This window comes from Thermoplasmata archaeon (assembly GCA_035622275.1).
Classification (GTDB): domain Archaea; phylum Thermoplasmatota; class Thermoplasmata; order Lutacidiplasmatales; family UBA184; genus Lutacidiplasma.
The window spans coordinates 12,988-35,729 of sequence record DASPVQ010000006.1; the positions used below are offsets into that span (position 1 = coordinate 12,988).

20 protein-coding genes are annotated in these 22,742 nt (G+C 71.3%); 11 read left to right on the plus strand and 9 right to left on the minus strand.

Annotated features, from left to right (window positions below; translation table 11 throughout):
• The first annotated feature begins 146 nt into the window (after positions 1-146).
• A complete protein-coding gene (gene thrS / locus VEL82_02035; GenBank protein ID HXW66649.1) occupies positions 147-2,066 on the plus strand; it encodes a threonine--tRNA ligase in 1,920 nt (639 codons plus the stop codon).
• Here the strand turns inward: thrS and VEL82_02040 are convergent.
• Complete coding sequence (locus VEL82_02040; protein HXW66650.1) at positions 2,063-2,263, minus strand: hypothetical protein; 201 nt, start codon at positions 2,261-2,263, stop codon at positions 2,063-2,065. The genes thrS and VEL82_02040 overlap by 4 nt on opposite strands.
• A 116-nt stretch (positions 2,264-2,379) precedes the next feature.
• Here VEL82_02040 and VEL82_02045 point away from each other — a divergent pair, with 116 nt between their 5' ends.
• The 3 genes from VEL82_02045 to VEL82_02055 all read left to right on the plus strand — a co-directional run bounded on the left by VEL82_02045 (position 2,380) and on the right by VEL82_02055 (position 6,100).
• Complete coding sequence (locus tag VEL82_02045; GenBank protein ID HXW66651.1) at positions 2,380-4,500, plus strand: sodium-translocating pyrophosphatase; 2,121 nt, start codon at positions 2,380-2,382, stop codon at positions 4,498-4,500.
• A 74-nt stretch (positions 4,501-4,574) separates the two neighbouring features.
• Positions 4,575-5,327, plus strand: a complete 753-nt coding sequence (locus VEL82_02050) for an SDR family NAD(P)-dependent oxidoreductase (protein ID HXW66652.1) — start codon at positions 4,575-4,577, stop codon at positions 5,325-5,327.
• On the plus strand, positions 5,324-6,100 hold the full coding sequence (locus VEL82_02055) for a glucose 1-dehydrogenase (GenBank protein HXW66653.1): 777 nt from the start codon (positions 5,324-5,326) through the stop codon (positions 6,098-6,100). Before VEL82_02050 ends, VEL82_02055 begins: the two co-directional genes overlap by 4 nt.
• Positions 6,101-6,104: 4 nt before the next feature.
• Here VEL82_02055 and VEL82_02060 read toward each other — a convergent pair whose 3' ends face one another.
• Positions 6,105-6,464 carry a hypothetical protein gene (locus VEL82_02060; GenBank protein HXW66654.1) on the minus strand — a complete coding sequence of 120 codons (360 nt, stop codon included), beginning with the start codon at positions 6,462-6,464 and terminating at the stop codon, positions 6,105-6,107.
• A gap of 89 nt (positions 6,465-6,553) precedes the next feature.
• Between VEL82_02060 and VEL82_02065 the strand changes: the two genes are divergently transcribed.
• The 3 genes from VEL82_02065 to VEL82_02075 are packed head-to-tail and all read left to right on the plus strand — an operon-like array spanning position 6,554 to position 10,855.
• Positions 6,554-6,973: a hypothetical protein gene (locus tag VEL82_02065; GenBank protein ID HXW66655.1), complete on the plus strand. Its 420-nt coding sequence runs from the start codon at positions 6,554-6,556 to the stop codon at positions 6,971-6,973.
• 9 nt (positions 6,974-6,982) lie between these two features.
• Entirely contained in the window at positions 6,983-8,260 is a 1,278-nt protein-coding gene (locus VEL82_02070) for a metallophosphoesterase (protein HXW66656.1), read from the plus strand.
• Positions 8,261-8,269: 9 nt separating this feature from the next.
• Positions 8,270-10,855 (plus strand): SMC family ATPase, encoded by a 2,586-nt coding sequence (locus VEL82_02075; GenBank protein HXW66657.1) that lies wholly within the window; start codon positions 8,270-8,272, stop codon positions 10,853-10,855.
• A gap of 13 nt (positions 10,856-10,868) precedes the next feature.
• Here VEL82_02075 and VEL82_02080 read toward each other — a convergent pair whose 3' ends face one another.
• The 4 genes from VEL82_02080 to VEL82_02095 all read right to left on the minus strand — a co-directional run bounded on the left by VEL82_02080 (position 10,869) and on the right by VEL82_02095 (position 14,339).
• Positions 10,869-11,975, minus strand: coding sequence for an aldo/keto reductase (locus VEL82_02080; protein ID HXW66658.1), 1,107 nt, complete (start codon positions 11,973-11,975; stop codon positions 10,869-10,871).
• Between the two features lie 223 nt (positions 11,976-12,198).
• A complete protein-coding gene (locus tag VEL82_02085) occupies positions 12,199-13,653 on the minus strand; it encodes a radical SAM protein (protein ID HXW66659.1) in 1,455 nt (484 codons plus the stop codon).
• A complete protein-coding gene (locus VEL82_02090; protein ID HXW66660.1) occupies positions 13,646-13,846 on the minus strand; it encodes a 4Fe-4S binding protein in 201 nt (66 codons plus the stop codon). The genes VEL82_02085 and VEL82_02090 overlap by 8 nt, the downstream gene beginning before the upstream one ends.
• Before the next feature lie 85 nt (positions 13,847-13,931).
• A complete protein-coding gene (locus VEL82_02095) occupies positions 13,932-14,339 on the minus strand; it encodes an SUF system NifU family Fe-S cluster assembly protein (GenBank protein ID HXW66661.1) in 408 nt (135 codons plus the stop codon).
• A gap of 155 nt (positions 14,340-14,494) precedes the next feature.
• Here VEL82_02095 and VEL82_02100 point away from each other — a divergent pair, with 155 nt between their 5' ends.
• Positions 14,495-15,889 (plus strand): SufD family Fe-S cluster assembly protein, encoded by a 1,395-nt coding sequence (locus VEL82_02100; GenBank protein HXW66662.1) that lies wholly within the window; start codon positions 14,495-14,497, stop codon positions 15,887-15,889.
• Between the two features lie 39 nt (positions 15,890-15,928).
• Here VEL82_02100 and VEL82_02105 read toward each other — a convergent pair whose 3' ends face one another.
• The 3 genes from VEL82_02105 to sufC form a co-directional block, all read right to left on the minus strand.
• Positions 15,929-18,409 (minus strand): SufD family Fe-S cluster assembly protein, encoded by a 2,481-nt coding sequence (locus tag VEL82_02105; GenBank protein HXW66663.1) that lies wholly within the window; start codon positions 18,407-18,409, stop codon positions 15,929-15,931.
• A gap of 159 nt (positions 18,410-18,568) precedes the next feature.
• Positions 18,569-19,795 carry a SufS family cysteine desulfurase gene (locus VEL82_02110; GenBank protein HXW66664.1) on the minus strand — a complete coding sequence of 409 codons (1,227 nt, stop codon included), beginning with the start codon at positions 19,793-19,795 and terminating at the stop codon, positions 18,569-18,571.
• A 31-nt stretch (positions 19,796-19,826) separates the two neighbouring features.
• Entirely contained in the window at positions 19,827-20,603 is a 777-nt protein-coding gene (gene sufC / locus VEL82_02115; GenBank protein HXW66665.1) for a Fe-S cluster assembly ATPase SufC, read from the minus strand.
• A gap of 99 nt (positions 20,604-20,702) precedes the next feature.
• Between sufC and VEL82_02120 the strand changes: the two genes are divergently transcribed.
• From VEL82_02120 to VEL82_02130, 3 genes are read left to right on the plus strand one after another with little or no spacing between them, the layout of a single operon-like run.
• Complete coding sequence (locus VEL82_02120) at positions 20,703-21,350, plus strand: ArsR family transcriptional regulator (GenBank protein HXW66666.1); 648 nt, start codon at positions 20,703-20,705, stop codon at positions 21,348-21,350.
• 17 nt (positions 21,351-21,367) lie between these two features.
• Positions 21,368-22,282, plus strand: coding sequence for a PLP-dependent cysteine synthase family protein (locus tag VEL82_02125; protein ID HXW66667.1), 915 nt, complete (start codon positions 21,368-21,370; stop codon positions 22,280-22,282).
• Complete coding sequence (locus VEL82_02130; protein ID HXW66668.1) at positions 22,279-22,734, plus strand: M67 family metallopeptidase; 456 nt, start codon at positions 22,279-22,281, stop codon at positions 22,732-22,734. Before VEL82_02125 ends, VEL82_02130 begins: the two co-directional genes overlap by 4 nt.
• Positions 22,735-22,742 lie beyond the last annotated feature (8 nt).

Genomic DNA, 22,742 nt, shown 5'->3' on the forward strand with positions numbered 1-22,742 from the left:
AGAACCAGCTGAACCGTGAGGAGTAATGGGCGGGCTGAGCGCGTCGGCCCCCGCGCCGGAGACCGAGCGTCCGCGGCCACGCGATCGCCCGGTTCGCACGAATCGTTTTAGACTCGCAGACGGTCGGCGGGCCTCGTAGGGCGGCGATGGCGGAACTGGCGACGATCACCGTCCGGTTCCCGGACGGGTCCCACCGCGCGGTTCCGCCCGGACGCACCGCGGGCGAGCTGCTCGCAGAGTGGGAGCCCGCCCGCGCGGGCGACTTCCTGGCGGCCGTCTGGGATGGCCGGACCGTCGACCTATCGAGCCGATTGGATCGGGATGCCGCGCTCGCACCGCTCACCTTCCAGGACCGAGCCGGGCGCGACATTCTCCAGCACTCGGCCGCTCACCTGGTCGCGAAGGCGCTCACCGAGACCATCCCGGAGGCGAAGCCCACGCACGGGCCGGCGACCGACGAGGGGTTCTTCTACGACTTCGACGTGCGGCCGCTCGTCCCCGACGATCTCGATCGCATGCGCGAGGCGATGGCCCGAGCGATCGACGCGCGCGAACCGTACGTGCGGAGGGAACTTCCTCGCCCCGAGGCCGAGCAGCTCTTCTCGAGCAACCCGTACAAGCTCGGCTACCTCGCGGAGGCCCCGGCGGACGAGCCCGTGTCCGTCTACGAGACCGGGGCCTTCGTCGATCTCTGCCGCGGGCCCCACGTCCCGGACACCGGCTGGCTGAAGGGGGTGCACATTCTCGGCTTCTCGGGTCTCGAACGTGGCGCCACCGAATCCGCCGCGCCCCTGCAGCGAGTGCGCGGCGTGGCCTTCCCGACCCGGCACGAGCTCGAGGTCTACCTCAAGCAGCGCGCCGAGGCCGAGGCGCGCGATCACCGGGTGATCGGCGCCAAGCAGGAGCTGTTCCTCTTCCTCGACGAGATACCGGGCTTCCCGTTCTGGCTCCCGAACGGGATGGCGCTCGTCCGCGAGCTCGAACGGTACGTGACCGAGCACTTGCGGCGGGCCGGTTACGCTGAGGTCCACACTCCGCTGCTGTTCCCACAGTCGGTCTACGAGACCAGCGGGCACTGGGAGCACTACCGGGAGAACATGTTCCTGACCGAGCTCGATGGCCGGACGTTCGGCTGGAAGCCGATGAACTGCCCGGGCTCGATGCTGATCTTCCGCTCGCGCGCCCGCAGCTACCGGGAGCTCCCGCTCCGCCTCGCCGAGTTCGCGCCGCTCCACCGCCTCGAAGCGAGCGGCACGCTCCACGGCCTGACGCGGGTGCGCGAGCTCGTCCAGGACGATGCGCACGTGTTCGTCACCGAGGAGCAGGTCGAACCGGAGCTGCGGATCCTCCTCGACTGGATCCGGGAGGCGTTCGCGACGTTCCGCCTCGAATGGTCGTGCGAGCTGTCCACGCGTCCGGCCAACTTCCTCGGCGAGGCCGCGGACTGGGATCGGGCCGAGGCGACCCTGGACAAGGTGCTCCGGGAGTCCGGGGTTCCCTACCGGGTCTCGCCGGGAGAGGGCGGGTTCTACGCGCCGAAGATCGACCTCCACGTTCGGGACTCGCTCGGCCGACCCTGGCAGACCGGCACGATCCAGCTCGACTACCAGATGCCGCGGCGCTTCCACCTCGAGTACCAGGGACCGGATGGGCAGCTCCACATGCCGGTCGTCATCCACCGGACGATCCTCGGCAGCTGGGAGCGCTTCCTCGGCGTTTTCATCGAACACTGCGCCGGGCGCTTCCCTCCGTGGCTCGCACCCGTCCAGGTCCGTGTGCTGCCGGTCACCGATCGCCATGCGGATGCGGCGCTCGGACTGGCCGAGGAGCTGCGCGCCGAGGGCCTGCGGGTCGAGGTCGCCGCGCCGGACGAGTCGATCGCGAAGCGGGTGCGCACCGCGGAGGTGGATCGGATCCCGTACGTGCTGGTCCTGGGCGACCGTGAGATCACCGAGGGCCTCGTCACGGTACGGAGCCGGGGCTCGAAGGAAACGAAGACCGTCTCGCGCGGTGAGTTCGCGGCGAGCGCCCGCGAGCGCATCCGCCGTCGGGAGTTCGACCCCTAGCGCGTCTGGGAGCGGCGGCTGCGGCGCGCCTCGATGCGTGCGGACAGATAGGCGGAGTCCACGTCCGCGCTCGTGGCCGAGTGCTCCGAGCGAAGATGCTCGCGCAGCCTGGCGAGCTCCACCGAGCGACCGCAGACGGAGCAGGTCACCCGGGCACGGCGCTCGCTCGTCTCGCCCGGCGTGGGCGCGGGGATCATGGCACGAGAAGCTGCGCCCTCTCGGAATATAATACCCGTGCCGGAGCGCGCGCGCGCGGTCCGCAATCCTTTATTAAACGCTCCGTTCAGCGGCCCTCGAATTTCGGGGTGCCGGGATGGGTCTTTCCACGACGCAGCTCGAGCTCTTGGTACTGCTCGCGGCGCTCGTCGCCCTCGGCTACGCCGGTCTTCAGACCGCGCTCGTCCTGCGAGAGGACGAGGGCGACGAACGGATGCGCGAGATCGCCGCGGCGATCCGCGAGGGCGCGATCGCCTTCCTGCGGCGCGAGTACACGGTCGTCCTCGTGGTCGCGGCGGTCCTCGCCGTCGTGATCGCGCTCGCCTTCGGCGTCACCGGCGAGGGCGCGCGCCTCGCCACGGGCTTCGTCTTCGGGGTGGCGGGAAGCGCCGCCGCCGGAGCCGTCGGGATGGTCGTGAGCATCCGGGCCAACGTGCGCACCGCCGCGCACGCCCGCAAGGGAAGTCTGCCGGCGACGATGGCGTTCGCCTTCCGTGGCGGCAGCGTCACGGGACTGTCGGTGGCGGGGCTCGCGCTCCTCGAGCTCGTCGTCTTCTTCTGGGCCTTCGGGGGCAACGTCCTCGACATGGTCGGACTCCTCTTCGGCGCCTCCCTCATGAGCCTGTTCGCGCGCGTCGGGGGCGGCATCTACACCAAGGGCGCGGACGTGGGGACCGACCTCGTCGGGAAGGTCGAGGCCGGGATCCCGGAGGACGATCCGCGCAACCCGGGGGTCATCGCGGACAATGTCGGCGACAACGTCGGCGACTGCGCCGGGATGGCCGCCGATCTGTTCGAGACGTACGTCGTGACCGCGATGGCGGCGATGCTGCTCGCCTACCTCGTGGGCGCACCCTCCGTCTATCCGCTCCTCCTCGCGCTCTTCCCGAACGCCGTGCTGTTCCCGCTCCTCGTCTGCGCCTGGGCGATCGTCGCCACGATCGTCGGGACCCTGTTCGTGCGGATGCGGGCGAGCGGCGGCACGATCATGGGCGCGCTCTACCAGGGGCTCGGCGCGACGACCGCCCTCGGTCTCGTCGGCCTCTACCTGCTCGACTACTACTTCATGAACGGGAGCCTCGGCGTCTTCGTTGCGACCGCCGTGGGGCTCGTGGTGATGATCCTGATCGTGATCATCACGGACTACTACACGAGCGCGAGCTACCGGCCCGTCCACCAGATCGCCGAGGCCTCTCAGGCCGGGGCGGGGCCGACGGTGATCAGCGGCCTCTCCGTCGGGCTCCAGTCGGCCTGGATGCCCGGGCTCGTCGTCGTGGCCGGCACGCTGATCGCCTACCTCGCGGCGGGCTGGACGGGCAGCTCGAGCGCCCCCAACGCCTACCTCGGGCTCTACGGGATCGCGCTCGCCGCCGCCAGCATGCTCAGCGTCACGGGCATGATCATCTCGATCGATGCGTTCGGGCCGATCACCGACAACGCGGGCGGGATCGCCGAGATGGCGAACCTTCCGGCGCAGGCGCGGGCGATCACCGACCCCCTCGACGCCGTCGGGAACACGACGAAGGCGATCACCAAGGGGTACGCGATCGGCTCCGCGGTGCTCGCGGCCCTCGCGCTCTTCGCGGCGTACACGTTCGCGGCGGCCTCCAACTGGGGCCAGCCCTGGGGCGCGTTCACGTCGCTGTTGACCCTGAGCACCCCCCTCGTCGTCGCGGGGCTCGTGATCGGCGCCGTGCTGCCGTTCTTTTTCACCTCGTTCCTGATGAACGCGGTGGGGATCGCCGCGGAGCGGATGGTCTTCGAGATCCGCCGGCAGTTCAAGGAGATCGCGGGACTCCTCGACGGCAAGGCGAAGCCGGAGTACGGCCGGTGCGTCGACATCGTCACGGTCACCGCGATCCGTCAGCTCGCGGTGCCGGCCCTGATCGCAGTGGTCACCCCACTGGCGGTCGGCTTCCTGCTCGGTCCGGTCGCGCTCGCGGGCCTGTTGCTCGGCACGATCATCTCGGGCTTCCCGCTCGCGCTCATGATGACGACCGGGGGGGCCGCCTGGGACAACGGTAAGAAGTACATCGAGAGCGGACACTTCGGCGGCAAGCACTCGGACGCGCACAAGGCGGCGGTCGTCGGCGACACGGTGGGGGACGCGACCAAGGACACCGCGGGTCCGGCCATCAACCCGTTGATCAAGGTCGTCAACACGATCTCGATCCTGTTCATCGCGATCATCGTCGCCCACTCCGTCATCGGGATCTAGGCCGGCGCCGGAGGCTGGCGACTCCCGCACCGCCCGGCAGCAGGGTTTTCCGCGGACCGGTCCATTCTAGCGCCGTGTTCGACCTTTCGGGGCGCGTCGTCCTCGTCACCGGCGCCTCGCGGGGGATCGGTCGGGCGATCGCGCTCGAGCTCGCGCGCGCCGGCGCCGAGATCGTCGTCCACTACCGGGTGAACCGGACCGCCGCCGAGGCCGTCCGCGCCGAGATCTCCCGACTGGGCGTGGAGTCGCTCTCGGTCGCCGGTGATGTCTCCGACTGGGAAGCGGCGGGCCATCTCGTCGCCGCCGCCGGCGGATGGCGGGATCGGCTCGACGGGGTCGTCACGAGCGCCGGCGTGTTCCGGGGGGACGCGTCGGACTCGGTCGGCGCCAAGGAGTTCGAGACCGTGGTGCGAACGGACCTCCAGGGCACGTTCCGGGTGGTACAGGCCGCGCTCCCGTACCTCCGGCGCAGCGTGCGGCCCGCGGTGGTCACGGTCTCCTCGGCGTTGGGCTCGCACGCGGGAGTCGGGGCGGTCGCCTACCAGGCGTCGAAGGCCGGCGTCGAGCAACTCACCCGAGCCCTGGCGATCGAGCTCGCGCCGCGGATCCGGGTGAACGGCGTCGCCCCCGGTTTCATCCGGACGGACATGAACCGCGCGGCGCACCGCGACGCCTCGATGCGGGCGCAGGTCGTGAAAGCGACCCCGCTCGCGCGCTGGGGCGAGCCCGAGGACGTGGCGCCGGTGGTCCGCTTCCTGCTGAGCCTGGAGGCGGACTGGGTGACGGGCGCCGTCCTCGGCGTCGACGGCGGAGTCCCGCTGCGATGAGCGAGCCACCGCTGCTCGCCGGCAAGGTCGCTCTCGTCACCGGGGGCTCGCGAGGGATCGGGCGGGCGATCACGGTCGCGCTCGCCGGCGAGGGAGCCGACGTCGCGTTCTCGTACCGGCAGGACGCGCGCGCGGCGCGCGAGGTCGCGACCCTGGTCGAGCGGCTCGGTCGGCGCGCGATAGCCGTCGCGAGCGACGCGGCGGTGCCGGAGCACGCGGAGGACCTCGTCGAGCGGACGCGGTCCGAGCTTGGGCCGATCGACGTGGCCGTCGCGAACGCGGGGATCGCCTCGAGCTCCGGCTGGGAGAACGTGGCCGCCGAGCACTGGCGGGAGCTCCTCGCCACCGACCTCATCGGTCCGTACGCGCTGGTGGACGCCGTCCGGAGCCGGATGGGCCCGGACGGCGGGTCGATCGTGATGATGTCGTCGATCGCGGGCCTCACCGGGTTTCCCGGCGAGATGGTCTACGCCGCGGCCAAGGCGGGGTTGCTGTCGCTGACACGGACCCTCGCGCTCGCGCTCGCCCCGCGGATCCGGGTGAACGCCGTGGCGCCGGGCTGGGTGCGGACCGACCTCAACGCCTCGCTCCACTCCGACCCGAGGGCCAACGAGGCCATCGTCCGCCGGATCCCGCGCGGCCGATGGGGCGAGCCGGAGGACGTCGCCGCGGCCGTGGTGTTCCTCGCTTCGGCCGGCGCGCGGTTCATGACGGGCGAGACGCTGGTCGTGGACGGTGGGAATTCGATCCGGAGCTCCGCCGCGGGGCTCTGAGGCGCTAGGCGTAGTGGGAGAGGCTCGAGCGTTCCTTCTTCGCGGCCTCGCGCTGCTCGCCGCGCTCCTCGCGCTTGCGCTCCTTCTCGCACTCCTCTTCGGTGACCCAGAGGAACTCGAGGTCCTCGGGGTGGTCGTGCGCGACGAACGCGCCGGCCTCGAAGGCACTCGACAGGAGCTCCTCGAGGTTGTCCGCGTCGGTGCCCTCGAGTCGACCGGCGAGCCTCCAGAACCAGTCCGGCGCCTTGCCGGCCGCCTGGAGGTACTCGGTCACGAGGTCGTAGATGGAGGAACGATCGTCGGCGAGCCGGACGTGGAGGTGGCGCTCCGGCTCGTCGGGGGACTTCGTCTCGGTGGCCGCCATCGGCCCGTCGAGACGGGTGGCCGCTATAACTCCTCGTCCCCGCCGCCGGGACACTCTTCAAAAGGGCGAGCGGATTGGCTGCGTCGACCGTGTACGGCAGCGGCGCCTCCGCATCCCCTCCCGCGCCGGCTTCGGACGCCTCCTCGGCGCCGGGCCAGCGGTACAACTACCTCGTCGGCCGCCTGCGGAACCGTCAGATCACGATGGAGGAGGCCACCGAGCTCTTCTCCCTCATGCAGGCGATGCTGGCCCGCGCGAACGAGACCGCGCGCCTGATGGCGACCCGCTCGGCGGCCGCGGCCGGGGTGCCGTCGCCGCCGATCCCCACGGGCGCGGCTCCACGGCTGGTCGCTGCGGGCTCGTCGTCCGACGACTTCCTGCTCATGGGACTGCTGGCGATGGGCGCCGGGGCCGGTCTGCTGGCGGCCCTGTCCAAGCGCATCGGCGACTCTTCGTCCTCGACCCCGCCGGCGAGCGCGCGCTCGAAGTCGAGCCCAGCGCCCCGGTAGGGGTCCGGGATGGCGGGGGACCGGTTCGTCTTCGCGCACCTCGCGGACGCCCACGTCGGCGCATGGCCGAGGGATCCGGCCGTGCGGGCCGCCCTGCGCGCGAGCGTGCTGCGGGCGCTCGAGGTCGTCCGGGAGCGCGACGCGGCGTTCCTGCTGATCTCGGGGGACCTGTTCCACGTCCCGGTGCCCGACCCCGGCGAGGTCGCCCCGGTGGCGGCCGCGCTGCGCGAGCTGGTCGACGAGGGCCGACGCGTGTACGCGATCTACGGTTCCCACGACTACGTCGCCCACCGGACGAGCTGGCTCGACGTGCTCGCCGAGGCCGGGGTCTTCGTCAAGGTGGCGCCCGAGGCCGTGCGCGCAGAGGGCACCCGCTGGACGCTCCCGTTCCACATCGACGCGCCGACCGGCGCGCGCATCGCCGGCATCTCGGGGCGCTCGCACGGCCTCGACCGAGACTACTTCCGGGCCGTAGACTCCGAGGCGTTCCGGGCCGAGCCCGGCTTCAAGATCTTCCAGTTCCACGCCGCGGTCGAGGAGTACCTGCCGGCATCGCTGCGCGAGCACGTGCGCGGCATCCGACGGGACGACCTCCCCGCGGGATGCGACTACTACGCGGGCGGGCACATCCATTTCACCTATTCCGGTGCCGGTCCGGAGGGCGGGCTGCTCGTGAACCCGGGCGCGGTCTTCGGGACGAGCCGCACCGACCTCGAGCACGCGGCCGGGGGACGGACCCACCAGGGCGTCGCGATCGTCACGGTCGACCGGGGGGAGCCGTCCGTCGAGTTCGTCGACACGGCCCCCCGCGACGCGATCCGCCTGGTCGAGGTCGACGTGAGCGGACGCACGGCGGCCGAGGCTCACGCGGCGGTCGCCGACCGGATCCGGGCGGCCGACGATCGACCCGGCGCCCTGGTCTTCACCAAGCTGACGGGCACGCTGGCGGACGGCACGATCGCGGGGCTCGGCCTCGGGCAGGTCGCCCGCGCCGAGGCGAAGTCGGCCGCGAGCGTGGTGTGGGACCTGAGCGAGCTCGAGGTGCCCCGGCCCGACGGCGACCGCCCGGCGGGCGAGACCGAGGTCGAATCATCGGAGATCGACCGGCTGATCGCCGAGTCTCCCGCCGACTGGTGGGAGGCGGGCGAGCCGGCGCGGGCGATCCGGGAGCTCGTGCGCGAGCTCGGGATCTCGAAGTCCGACGGGGAATCGCGGATCGATTACGAGAGCGCTCGGCTCGCCGGCGCGCGGCGCCTGCTCGGGCTGCCCGGCGAACCCGCTGCCTAGGGGTCCGACGTGCGGCTGCGCCACCTTTCGGTCCGCAACCTGCGCAGCTACGTGTCGGGGGCGGTCGACTTCGCCGACGGTACGACGCTGATCTCGGGGGACGTCGGTTCCGGGAAGACGAGCCTGCTCTACGCGATCGAGATGGCGCTCTTCGGCACCAGCGAGGTCGACGCGGCCTTCCTCGTCCGGCACGGGGCCGCGCACGCCGAGGTCGCGGTCGCCTTCGAGGATGCCGAGCACCGCTACGCGATCTCGCGGCGGTTCCGCCGCGTCCGCCGCAAGGGCAAGGAGACGTTCGAGCCCGAGGCGATCTCGTTCTCGGTCGACGGGTCGAAGACCGAGTACTCCGCGACCGAGCTGCGCCAGCGCGTGATCGAGCTGCTCGGCTTCCCGGACAATCCGAACCCGCAGGCGCACTCGGACCTGTGGCGCTGGGCGGTTTACGTGCCCCAGGAACGCATGCGCGACATCCTGGCCGCCAAGCCGCAAGAGCGTCTCGAGACCGTGCGCAAGGCGCTCGGGGTCGAACGCTACCGCATCGCGGCCGAGAACGCCCAACTCGTCGCCGCCGACCTGCGCCGAACGGCGACGCATCGAGGCGCGGAGGCCGACCGCCTGCGCCACCACGACGACGACTTCGCGACGTGGCGAGAGGAAGCGGACCGGCGCCGGATCGAGAGGGCGAGCCTCGATGGCTCCATCGAGCGGCGGGCCGAGGAGTCCGCCAACGCCCGGGATCACCTCCGCGAGGCCGAGGATCGGCTGCGGGGGATCGAAGCGGACCGCCGGGAGCTCTCGAGCCTGGATCGGGAGGACGCCGCCGATCGCGCCGACGAGGACGAGCGCACCCGGCTGCGGGGGAGCCGATCCGCGGAGATCGAGCGACTCGCTCGAGAGATCGAGACGGCGCGGGCGGCCGCCGCGGACCTCGAGGCCCGGCGCCGCGATGCGCGCGATCGGGAGGAAGCGATCCGGCGGTCGCGCGAGGAGCTCGATCGCGCGGCACCGGAGCTCGCCACGCTGATCGAGGCGCGCTCCCATCTGAGCGCGTCCCGCCAGACCCGGGACGAGCGACGGGCGGCGCTCGACGCGGCGACCCACCGTCGTGCCGCGGCGATCGCCGAGGTCGAGCGACGGGTCGGCGCCGGTCCGACGCACGAGCCACCGGCGCCGACCCCGGATTCCCTCGAGCGGCTCGATCTCCGGCTGGCGGAGGCGCGGACTCGGGAGGGGGCGAGCCTGGCGGCCGAAACGCGCGCCGAGTCGACGCTCCGGGAGTTCGAGGAGCTCCTGAGCGCGGGGGTCTGCCCCCGATGCGGTCAGGCCGTGCGCGCGAGCGACTTCGAGTCCCATCGGACGGAGGCGGCCGGCACGGCGACGGCGGCCCGTTCGGCGCACGCGCTCGCCGCGCGCGAGCGCGAGTCGGTCGAGGACGCGCGTCGCGCCCGCGAGCGCTACGAGCGCGCGCTCGAGCACTGGCACGAGGTCGAACGCGGCCGAGCCGAGGCTCGACGCGCGCTCGCGCGGGAGGAGGAGGCTGCCACCTCGGCGGGGTCGGATCTCGAGCGCGCCGAGGCGACGGTCCGCGCGGCGACCGAGCGCCTGGCCGCGAGCGAGCCGGTGGAGCCCCGCGTGGCGGAGCTGCGGGGTCGGATCGAGACCCTCGAGAAGGATCGGGCGAACGCGGCGCGAGAGGTCGAGCGCGCGGAGCACGCGCTCGATCGGCTGCGCACGGACAGCGCCGCGGTCGAAGCGCTGACCGCGGAGAGGGCCCAGATCGACCGGGAGTCCGTCGCCGCCCAGCAGCGCCGCGAGGCCCGGCAGGGGCGGATCGAGGCGCTGCGGAAGGCCTTGCAGGGGGAGGAGGGACACCGGGACGCGGCCCGGGCGGCCGAGACCCGTTGCCGGGAGGCCGATGCGGCGCTCGAGGAGGACCGGCGGGCCCTCGTCCGGGTCGACGGACGCCTCGACGAGGCGGTCCGGCGGCTGGCCGAGGCCGAGCGCGGCCGGAGCGAGCGTTCTCGGCGGGTCGCGGAGGCGCTGTCGCTCGAGGCGAGAGCCGCGTGGCTCGCCGGCCCGCTGCGCCAGGCGTTGCTCGTGATGGAGCGGCGGCTCCTGGCGCACGCGCAGGCCCTGCTGGAACGCAGCCTGACCCGCTACTTCGCCGCCCTCATCGACGACCCGGCGCTGGTGGCGCGGACCGACCCGGCCTTCGCGCCCGAGGTCGCCATCGACGGCGCCTGGACCCCCGCCGAGGCGCTCAGCGGAGGGGAGCGTACGAGCCTCGCGCTCGCCTTCCGGCTCGCGCTCGCGGAGGTCGTGCGGTCGCTCGGGCACCTGAACCTCGACACGATCCTCCTGGACGAGCCGACGGACGGCTTCTCGCCGGAGCAGGTGATCCGGATGGGGGAGCTGCTCGACGCGCTCGCGCTCCCGCAGGTGGTCCTGGTCTCGCACGAGGACGAGCTCGCGGGGATCGCGGACCGCGTCATCCGGATCGAGAAGGTCAACGGCCGCTCGCGCGTGCGCAGCGGTCCCTCCCGCCAGAACGACGATCCGCCGGACGACGAGCGCGAGCCCGACGGACCGGCGTGAGCCGGTCGGGGCGCTACGGCAAGAGCTCCCCGAACGCTCCCACGTCCCAGGGCGCGAGCGAGGCGACCTCGAGGTTCTCCGACAGGTGCTCGGTCGTCTTCTGCCCGACGAGGGGGGCGAGCGTTCCGGGCACCGATCGGGCGAACTGGAGCGCGGTCTGCGCCGAGGAGAGTCCCTGGCGCTTGGGGCCGGCCCGCGCGAGCTGTCCCTGGAAGAGCGGGACGCTGGTGAAGCAGGCGAGGCCGAGGCGGCGGGCCGCGGCGAACAGCGAGAGTCGCTCGCTGCCGACCGGCTGGTTGCGCAGGGCCGCGGCCTCCGGCATGGCGAGGTTGAACGGGAACTGGACGAAGCGGAACCCGTGGCCCTTCCCTCCCATCTTCTCGGCGATCGCGACGGCCCGGGCGAGCGAGAAGTAGCGGGGGTCGGTGCGGGCCGCCCGCAGACAGTCCCACGTCGCGAGGCCGTAGGCCCCCAGACGTCCCTTCGCCCGCTGCTCCTCGTAGAAGCCGAACGCCCCTTCGAGCCGGCGCTCGAACTCCTCGCGGCCGACGACGGGGATCTGGGCGTCCGGCCCGTTGTGCAGGTAGAGCAGGTCGACCGTCGAGAGCCCGAGGTTCCGGCGACTGCGCTCGAGCTGGTCCGCCAGGAAGCGCGCGCCCATCGCATGACAGTCGTCAACGATCTCCGCCGGGCGCACGACGCGGCGGTCGAGCAGCTCCTTGCGGACCCACTCGTCCGGTCCGATCCTCGACTCGCCGTCCGGTGCGAAGTACCCGCTCTTGGTCGCCACGAAGATCTCCGAGCGGTCCACCTCCCCCGCCTCGATCAGGTGGGCGAGCGCGCGGCCGATGCTGCGCTCGGCGCGCTGGTACCGGTAGTTGATCGCCGTGTCGATCACGTTCACCCGGCGCGACGTGAGGCAGATCGCGACCGCCTGCTCGACGGCGAGATCGGTCGACGCATCGGGTGGGCCAATGTACGTGCCGAGCCCGATCGAGCTCAGCGTCAGATCCCCGGGCGCCGTGCGGAAATGCTCGGGCGGGAGGTGGCGATCGCCGACCGCGCGGTCCCGGAACCGCGCGGTCCCCTCCGGCGTCGCGCTCCCGTCGATGAGCGCCACGGACCCTAGGGGGGCAGCGCCCTCAAAAGCCCGGCTCCGACGCCCCGGGCCCCGGCGCCCTGCGCCACCATGAAGAGGGGCCTTGGGTTGCGGACGGGACCCTCGCGATGCCGCGCCGCAAGTACGGGCGCATGCAGAAGCCGATCCCGCCCGTGCCCCCGGAGAAATGCCGGCTCTGCCGCCTTCACCGACCGTGCCCGGTCCATGGCCGCACGGCGCGCGGCTAGCCCGCGGGCTTCGTCGACCGACGACCGGACGCGCGCTCGCCCGTCAGTAGGGGGGTCGCGACCTTCTCGTGGAACCGATCGGCCACGTGCCCGATCCGTTCCACCACCCGCGGGGAGATACGCCCGCGGGCGCGCCCGAGCGCGCTCTCGAGCCCGAAGCGGGCCTGCTCCCACCGGTAGAGCGTCTCGGGATACGCCGCCTCGTAGAGAAGGGTCCGGCCGCCGCTACCGCGGGTCGGGCGGCGTCGACCGGTCAGCCGGTCGCGAACCGCGTCGTGGAAGCGCGTGCCCGGTACCGGCACGGCGATAGAGACCGAGTACTCCTCGGGGCTGAACCGGCGGAACAGACGGAGCGTCGCCTCGATGTCCTCGAGCGTCTCGCCGGGGTAGCCGAGCATCAGGAACCAGAACTGGCGGATCCCCTCCCGCCGCAGCGCTTCCGCCGTGCGCTCGACCTGGGCGAGCCGGGTGCCGCGGTTCATCAGGTCCAGCATCTTCTGGCTGCCGGACTCGACGCCGACGTAGACGCGCGCGAGGCCCGCGGCCCGCATCCGGTGCAGGAGATCCGGCTTGAGCAGGTCGACCCGCGCGAGGCACTCCCAGGCCAGGTGGAGTCGCTCCTCCTCGAGCAGGTGCAGGAGCCGGTCGATCCACGGCCTCGAGATGCCGAAGACGTCGTCGCAGAAGCGGACATAGTCCACGCGATAGCGCTCTTGGAGCGCGCGCAGCTCCGCGACGACCCGCTCGGGCGATTGCTGCCGGAACGTCCGGCCAAAGGTCGGCTTGGAGCACCAGGAGCAGTCGAACGGACAGCCCCGCGAGGTCAGGACCGCCGCGCGGCGCTCGCCGCTCGAGCGCTGCCACCGACCCAGATACGCCTCCATGTCGACCAGGTCCCAGGCGGGCAGTGGCAGCGCATCGAGGTCGGGGAGGAACGGGCGGGCGGGTCCGCGCACCAGCCGGCCCTCGCGCCGCACCGCGAGCCCGGCGATCCCGGACGGATCCTCGCCGGACGCGACCCGGCGCGCGAGGTCCACGAGAACGCCTTCGCCCTCGCCGGGAGCGACCGCGTCGAAGCCGGCCGCGAGGTAGTCGGCCGGGCGCGTGGCGGCATCCGGGCCGCCGGCGACCGCGAACGCACCTTCGCGTCGTGCCATCTGGGCGATCTCGATCGCCCGGTCACGAGTGAGGGTCTTGGTGTGGACGCCCACCACGTCCGGCCGGAACGAGCGCAGGCGCGCCACGACCGCACGCGCATCTCGCTCGAAGGTGAGGTCGACCATGGCGACCTCGAGGCCATGGTCGCGCAGGTAGGCACCCAGGGTGAGCAGACCGAGCGACGGGTACAGCTCGACGAACTTGCGCTCCATCGGATCGTCGCGCGCGACGTACGGGTCCACGAGCAGCACCCGGGGGGCGCGTGCGAGCGTCGCCGCGGACGCGTCAGTCATCGAGCCTCCGCCGCCGCACGATCGTGCGGCCTCCCGAGATCGCGCCGACCGGGCAGTAGGGAACGCACCAGCCGCAGTCGGTGCAGTTCGAGAGCACCTCGAGTCGCGTCGCGGTCAGCCGCATCGCGTCCGGTGGGCAGACCCCCGTGCACAGGCCACAGAGGACGCAGATGTCGGGATCGATCTCGACCAAGCTGGCGAACGGCCGGCGTAGCGGCCGCCCTCGGCCGATTCATCGCGCCGGCCTATTAAAAACGCCCCCGGACGCCCGCACCGGCTCACGGGGCGCCGGCCGGGGGGCCCGCCCGGGCCAGCTCGGGGTGGAGGGCCCTCCCCAACGCGACGAATCCGGTCAGCGCGCACTTCACTCGGACCGGCGAGAGCGGGATGCCGAGACTACGCAGGACGTCGTCGCGGGTCAGGTGCCCCGCTTCCTCCAGCGAGAGGCCACCCACGCGCTCGGTGAGCATCGACGCGCTCGCCATGCTGATCGCGCAGCCGTCGCCCTGGAAGCGGACCTCCTGGATCCTTTCCGAGCCCGGCGCGAGCTTCAGCCGCATCGTGATATGGTCCCCGCAGAGCGGGTTCGACTCGTCCCCCACCCGGTCCGCTCCCTCGAGCGGTCCGTAGTTCTTCGGCGAGCGATAGTGCTGGAGGATCACCTCCTGGTACATGTCGTAGGCCATCGCTGCCCCGGATGCGTCGAGGCGGCGCACGGTATAAATCGGCGCGCACCCCGGCGCCAGTGGGGCGCCGGAGCCCTTCCGCCGGGCGGCCGGTACGCCGGATCGGCGTGCTCGGCAGAGTACACCTTATAACCACACCCGAGTGTGTAAATTGAATGGCCGCCGGAGCACCGCGCTACGAGGCCTGGCTGTCGGCGGACGAGGTCCGGGGCCTCTCGGATGCGCTCGGGGACCCGCCGGAGTTCCGCGCCACACGCCTCGAGGCGTACGAGCGATTCCTGCGCCTGCCGCTGGAGCCGAACCCGCTCTACCGGGGATACGGGTACTTCACGAACGTGGACCTCACCGGCATCGATCCGCTCGCCTCCGCCCCGCCGGTCCCGCTGCCGCACGCCCTGCCCGGCTCCGTCCGGATCGTGCACGACGCGAGCGGCACGCGCGTCCAGGTGCCGGGAGAGCTACTCGACGCCGGCGTGCGCGTCGTGTCGCTCACGGAGGCGTGGGCCGGCGCCGACGGGGCGGCACGGGCGCTCCAGCGCGGCGGGGAGGAGCCCACCGACCGGCTGAGCGCGCTCGCGACGGCGCTCGTCAACCGCGGCTACGCCCTCGAGGTCCCCGAGGGACGGACCGAGCCGGTCCGCGTCCAGGACCTCACCGTCCTCTCCGCGGGGCGGCAGGCGCTGTCGGTTCGGCGCGCGATCCACGCCGGCGCGGGGACGCAGCTGCTGGTCAGCGAGGAGGTCTTCGCCATGCCCGGCGCGGTCGAGCATCAGCGGCTCTACGCGTCGACGACGCACGTCGATCAGGGGGCGCGCTCCAAGGCCGTCTACCTGGGCGTGCACGCGCCCGATCTCGCGACCGTGTCGATCTACCGTCGCTCGGCGACGACCGGGCCCGAGAGCCGGCTCGCCTGGATCTGGACCGGTCTCGGCGGCTTTCGCACCAAGAGCCGCAACGAGACGTCGCTGACCGGGCGGGCGTCCGTCGTCGACGACCTCCAGTTGTTCTTCGGCGCGCAGCAGCAGGCGTTCGACAGCTCCGTGAACCTCACCCACGTGGCGACCGACACGCACGGCCAATCGATTACGCGCGGGGTCTTCCGCGACGAGGCACGAGGGATGAGCCGGGGCCTCGTGCGGATCGAGCACGAGGCCCGCAAGACGGTGAGCTTCATCTCCGAGCACGCGATGCTGCTGTCGAAGGGCGCGCGCTCCGACACGATCCCGATCCTCGAGATCCTCTGCCGGGACGTCAAGGCCACGCACTCGACCTCGGTCGCACCGGTCGATCCCGAGCGGGTCTTCTATCTCGAGTCGCGGGGCCTGACCGAGGCCGAGTCGATCCGGGCCATCGGGGAGGGCTACCTCTCCTACGTCCTCGAGCGCGCGCCCGTGGCGGGACTGCGAGACCTGATGTATCCGGCGCTCGCCGCCCGCTGGGACGGCCGCCCGATCTCCTGGGGGCCCGAGGCGTTCCCGGCGCTCCCCGCGCTCGATGTCCGCGGGACCGAGGCCACGCCCGAGTGGCGGTTCGACACCAAGCTGCGCTGAGGCGTCGACCGAGCGCGAACGCGCTTCGGATGGGCGCGGCTACCCGACCGCGCCGGTCATCTCGAGCTGGATCAGCCGGTTGAGCTCCAGCGCGTAGTCGACCGGGAGCTCCTTCGCGAACTCGGCCAGGAAGCCCATCAGGATCAGGTGGATCGCGTCGGACTCGTTGAGCCCCCGGCTCATCAGGTAGAAGATCTGCTCCTCCCCGATCTTCCCGACGACGGCCTCGTGGGTGATGGTCGCGTCCTCCTCGTGGATCTCGTTGTACGGGTAGGTGTCGGAGCGGCCCAGCTCGTCGGGCAGGAGGGCGTCGCACCGCACCGCCGCCTTGACGCCGGTCGCGCCCGGGGCGACGTGGAGGAGGCCGCGGTAGCTCGTCTGGCCGCCGCGGATCGCGATCGACTTCGCGATGATCTTGCTCGAGGTGTCGGGGGCGGAGTGGACCGCCTTGGCGCCCGAGTCGATGATCTGGCCCTCGCTCGCGAAGGCGACCGACAGGATGTCGGCGCGCGCGCCGCGGCCGCGCAGGTAGACCGACGGGTACTTCATCGTCACCTTCGAGCCCATGTTGCCGTCGACCCACTCGACCAGCGAGCTCTCGTAACCGACCGCCCGCTTCGTGACCAGGTTGTAGACGTTCTTCGACCAGTTCTGGATCGTCGTGTACCGTAGCTTCGCGTACGGCTCGGCGACCACCTCAACGACCGCCGCGTGCAGCGAGTCGGTGGAGTAGACGGGCGCCGTGCAGTTGTGTACCGAGAATCCCTTGACGAGGTAGGTGTTGTTCGAGCCCACCACGTGGAAGTTGTGGACGTTCCCGCGGTACGGGGTCCGCCGGATCTTCCGGATCGGGACGAGGAACGCGTTCCCGGCGCGCCGCACGGCGTGCGCCCGCTTTCCGACCTGGTGGTAGACGATGTACGTCTTCCGGTGGTGGACCTTGCGGCCGCTCTTCATCGTCTCGTCGAACGGCTCGCGAACGTTGATCGTCGCGAATACCCCCTGGCGCGCCTGCAGCTCCTGAACTTGGAACGCGACCTGCCGGGAGATCGTCATGACACGGTGCACGGTCCCGCTCCGCTGGTAGACGTTACCGTCGCCGTTGTAGTACTTCTCGAGGAGAATGCGCTGCTTCGCCGGCGGCAGCTCCATCACGGCCTTGCTGAGACGCTTCTCACCGGCGTTCTTGCCGGCGTGCTCGACGCAGAAGCTGTAGAGCTCCCGAGAGTAGACGCCCACGGTCGCGGCGTGCTTCTTCGGTTCGGGATAGCTCCACGCCTGCTCGCCCGTGAGCTCCCGGATCGCTGCGGAGACCTCCGCGACGTACTCCCGCTCGTCGCGGTGGAAGGTGAACGTGACCGCGTCGCACCCGTTGATCTGCTGAGCGCACCCTTCGGCGAGGTAGTAGCCGAGCAGTGACAAGGCCGCGGGGCTGAACCGGGGGTCGTCGTGCTCGGTCCGGTTGATCGGGTAGTGGACGAAGTCGCCCGGAACGAGCTTGCCGGCCGGCACGAACTCGGGCTGAGCCGCCTCCAGACGCCGCGGGTCGACGTCCGAGAGCGCCCGGTTCGTCCGCCGGCAGACGCTGACCTTGCGCCGGGGGACGCAGAGAACCGGATGCTCCGGGGTCAACTGGAACGCGTTCCCGACCGAGACCGGAGTGACGCCGATCAGCTCGCCATCGAACGGTCGGACCATCGTCTTCTCGACCGTGGTCTCTGCGCCGTCGCTGTTGAGAACCGGCTGCCCCGCGGAGATCTGCTCGATCGGCGTGAGCTCGTCGCCGACAAGGACCTCCTCGCCGACCGGAAGGCAGCCCTCAAGGTAATGCACTTTCGAGCCTTTGTCACCGATGATCAGTGTCCGTTCAAACTGACCCACGTTCTTAGCGTTAATCCGGAAGTACGCCTGGAGCGGGATCTTGCAGTCGACGTTCGGCGGGATGTAGACGAAGCTTCCGCCGGACCATACCGCGCTATTGAGGGCGGCGAACTTGTTGTCGTTGTACGGGACGATCCGACCGAAGTACTTCCGGACGAGGTCCGGATGCTCGCGGACGGCCGAGTCCGTGTCGCAGAAGATGATGCCCTGCGCCGCGAGGTCCTCGCGGAGCTTGTGGTACATCGTGCCGCTGTCGTACTGCGCGCCGACGCCGCCGAAGTACTCGCGTTCGGCCTTCGGGATCCCGAGCTTTTCGAACGTGTTCTTGATGTCGGCGGGAAGGTCGTCCCAGCTGCGCTTGGTCTCGCCCTCGAGCAGCGGATTCGCGTAGTACGTGTACGCGTCGAAGTCGATGTCGCTGAGGTCGGGCCCCCAGTCGGGCATCGGTCGCTCGACGAAGTGGGCGTACGCCCGGAGGCGGTACTCCCGCATCCAGTCGGGTTCCTTCTTGAAATCGGAGATCTGCTCTACGACCTCGCGAGACAACCCCTTCGCGATCCGAAGGCGGTACGTCTCGGGATTCTTGAAATCGTAACGCGTGTAGTCGAGCGGCGTGATCTCCTGCGCCGTTTGCGCCATGAGCCCCTCGGGCAATTCGAGCACCCCGGCGTATTTAAATGAGAGGTCGCGACGGCGGCGACAGGGCGGTTCTCCTCGAAGACCGGTGACGGCCGGTGACGATTTTCGGCACGGACGCTACACCCACCGTCGGAGCGCGTGGGGCTCGCTCGACCGCCACTAGGCGAAGACTCCCGCCACCCGGACCAGGCCGTCGACGAGGCGGTCGATCTCGGTCTCGGTGTTGTACAGGTAGGGGCTCGCACGCGTGAGGGCGGGAACGTTCAGGCGCTCCATCAGCGGCTGGCAGCAGTGGTGCCCCGCGCGGACCTCGATGCCTTCGCCGTCGAGCAGCTGGGCCACGTCGTGGGGATGGGCGCCCCGCATCGAGAACGACAGGACGCCCTGGCGCTCCTCGGACGCCTCGGGACCGTAGACGCGGACCCGGTCCCCGAGACGCGACTCGAGCCCGGCGACCGCGCGCTCGAAGAGCCGACGCTCGTGGGCCGCGAGGTCCTGCCAGCCGGCCGCCTCGAGATAGTCGAGCGCCGCGGCGAGGCCGATCGCCCCGGCGACGTTCGGGGTGCCGGCTTCGAAGCGGCCCGGCGGCTCGCGGTAGCCGACCCTGTCCTGGTGCACCTCGCTGATCATCTCCCCGCCCCCGGCGGTCGGCGGCATCCGCGCGAGCAGTTCCCGGCGTCCCCAGAGCACGCCGATGCCCATCGGTCCGAGGACCTTGTGGCCGGAGAAGGCCAGCAGGTCCGCCCCGAGCGCGCCGACGTCCAGGGCTCGGTGCGGGGCCGACTGCGCCGCGTCGACCACAACGACGGCGCCCACCGCATGCGCCCGGTCGGCGATCTCCCGGACCGGGTTCACGGTGCCGAGGACGTTCGAGGCGTGCGTGACCGCCACGACCTTCGTGCGACGGTCCAGCAGCCGGTCGAGCTGGTCGAGCCGGAGCCGGCCGGCGTCGTCCACGTCCACGAACTCCAGGTCGATGCCCTTCTGTTCGCGCAGCAGGTGCCACGGCACGATGTTGGAGTGGTGCTCCATCACGGTGGTCACGACCCGATCGCCCCGCTGCAGCACGAGCCGCCCGAGGCTCGCCGCAGCGACGTTCAGCGCCTCCGTGGTGCCTCGTACGAACACGACCTCGTCGGCGTCCTTCGCGCGGAGGAACCGTCGGACGCGGTCCCGCGCGGCCTCGTAGGCGTCGGTCGCCTCGACGCTCAGGGCGTAGACCCCGCGGTGCACGTTCGAGTTGTGCTCCGCGTAGAAGCGGTCCTCGGCGTCCAGCACACACTGCGGCTTCTGGGAGGTCGCCGCCGAGTCGAGGTAGACGAGGGGCCGGCCGTTGACCGTCCTCCGCAGGATCGGGAAGTCCGCCCGGATCCGATCGACGTCCATGACCGTAGGAGCCCAGGAACGCTCGCGACGGCTACGCGGCGCCGACGAGGCCGACCTTCACCCAGTCGTACCCCTTCGCCTCGAGCTCCTGCGCGAGCTTCTGGCCGCCGGAGAGGGCGATGACGCCATCGACCATCACGTGCACGCTGTCGGGATGGAGGAACTGCAGAATCCGCTGGTAGTGGGTGATCACGAGGATACCGGCGTCCGGCCGGCGCAACTTCGCGACGGTCTCCCCCACCGCGCGCACGGCGTCGATGTCGAGTCCGGAGTCCGGCTCGTCGAGGACCGCGAAGCGCGGATCCAGCGTCGCCATCTGCAGCACCTCGACGCGCTTCTTCTCGCCCCCCGAGAACCCCTCGTTGAGGGAGCGCTTCAGCAGGGCCGGATCCATCCCGAGGTAGTCGAGGTGGGTCTTGAGGTCCGCATCGTACTGGGACATCGTGCTCGACGCGTCGGCGTGCCGCATCGAGTAGGTCGTCCAGAGGAACTTCGACAACGATAGCCCGGAGACCTCCTGCGGGTACTGGAACCCAAGAAAGAGCCCCGCCTTGGAACGCTGGTCGACGGGCAACGCGAGGAGGTCCTTGCCATCGAGCCGGGCGGTCCCCTGCGTCACTTTGTACTTGGGGTGTCCCATGAGGGCGTAGGCGAGCGTGCTTTTGCCCGAGCCGTTCGGGCCCATCAGGGCCGACAGCTCGCCCGAGCGGAGGCTCAGCGTGACACCCTTGAGAATCTCCTTGCCGGCGACCTCGGCGTGAAGGTTTTCTACGACCAGCGTGTGATGGGGGCCCACGGGTTCCGTCATGCTCCGAGGGAGAACGAGCCGATACCGTTATTTAAGCATGGCGCGGTGTGTAAATCCCGAACCCCGTCGGGACGCCCGCCGGCGTTCGGATCGGATCCGATGAGCGCCTCCGCGAGCGGCACGCTAGAAGGGACGCGGGGCCGGATCCTGGAGGAGCTCGCCTCCGCCCCCCGGACCGCGCGCGACCTCGCCAAGAAGCTCGGGATCCAGGAGAGCGCCGCCCGAGGGCATCTCGAGCGGATGGAGGACAAGGGGCTCGTGGTCCCCTCCTTCCGGCGGGAGGGGGTCGGTCGCCCTCGCAAGCGCTACCTGCTCACCGACCAGGGCCAGGACCTGTTCCCGAAGAAGTACGACCTGATCCTCGACAGCGTGGTCGACGAGCTGCTCGCCCGCGAGGGCGAAGGGTTCGTGAGCGCCCTCTTCGCGGAGGCGGCTCGCCGGATGGCCGGCCAGATCGCCAAGGAGATTCCGAAGGGCGGTTCGACCGAGGAGAAGGCGCGCCATCTGGTCGCGGCCCTCAACCACCTCGGCTTCCGCTCCTCGACCGAGCGCAGCGCGGACGGCCACCTGAGGATCGTGCGCGCCAACTGCATCTTCCGCCACAGCGCGCTCACGCATCCCTACCTCCTCTGCGACGTGTTCGACAAGAACCTCACCGAGGCGCTCCTCGGCGAGGTCGGGGTCGACCTCGAGGACTCGATCGGTCGCGGGGGGATGCGCTGTACGCATCTGATCCAGCTCCGCTGAGCGGATCGGCGTCCGCGCTGCGACCCCGAGGACCGGACCCCGACGACCCCCTCCTCGGCGCGGTCGGCGGCACGCCGCTCGTTCCGCTCGCGCGACTGCCCGAGCCGTGTCTCGGCCAGTTCGAGCTGTGGGGGAAGGCCGAGTTCCTCAACCCGAGCGGCTCGGTCAAAGATCGCGCGGCGCTCGAGATCGTCCGGTCGGGTCTCTCGAGCGGCACCCTGGCGGAGGGCCGGACCCTGATCGATGCGTCGAGCGGGAACACGGCCGTCGCCTATGCGATGCTCGGTGCGCGGCTCGGCTTTGCGGTCGAGCTGTGCCTCCCGCGCACCGTGAGCCCGGAGCGGCTCGAACGGATCTCCCGCTACGGCGCGACCGTGGTCTTCACCGACCCCGCCGAGGGGACCGATGGCGCGCAGCGGGAGGCGAAGCGTCGCGCCGCGGCCGCGCCGGATCGCTACTTCTACCCCGACCAGTACAACCATCCGGCGAACCCGCTCGCGCACTACCGCGGCACGGGGCCCGAGATCTGGGAGCAGAGCCGCGGGCGCCTGACGCATTTCGTGGCCGGCGTCGGGACGGGGGGAACGGTGTCGGGCGCGGGACGATTCCTCAAGGAGAAGCGGGCGGACCTGAGGGTGATCGGAGTGGAGCCGTCGGGCCCGCTGCACGGCCTGGAAGGACTCAAGCACCTTCCGACCGCGCTACGACCGTCGACGTACGATGCGCGCGTGGTCGACGAGACCGTCCGCATCGAGACGGAGGCGGCCCAGCGGATGCAGCGGCGGCTCGCGACCGAGGAGGGACTCGCGGTCGGGGTGTCGTCCGGCGCCGCGGTCCTCGCCGCGCTCGATGTCGGCGCCCGGGCGCCGGGTGCGGTGATCGTGACGGTGCTGCCGGACGCCGGGCACCTCGCCGGAGGCGCGACCGCGTGAGGGCGATCGAGCTGCCCTCGCCGCTGGTCGAGGCGATGGGCCGCCATGCCCGTGCGAGCTACCCGGAGGAGTGCTGCGGCTTCCTGATCGGCGCGCTCGATCCCCCCGAGCCGACCGGGCGGCGCCGCCTCTTGGAGGTCGAGCCGGCCGCCAACGAGTTCGACGGCGAGCGAAGTCGGCGCTTCATGATCCGGCCACGGGACCTCCTCGAGGCCGAGCGCCGGCGCGAGGGTACGGACCGGATGGTCGCCGGCTTCTACCACTCCCACCCGGACCACCCGGCCCGCCCGTCGGCGTTCGACCAGGAGCACGCGCTCCCGTGGTACACGTACATCGTCCTCTCGGTCACCGCGCAGGAGGTGCCGACCCTGGGCGCGTTCGAGCTCGACGAGGCCACCCGCATCTTCCACGAAGTGCCGGTCGTCCCGCCCGCGGCACTGGACCGCGGGTAACGCAGAGC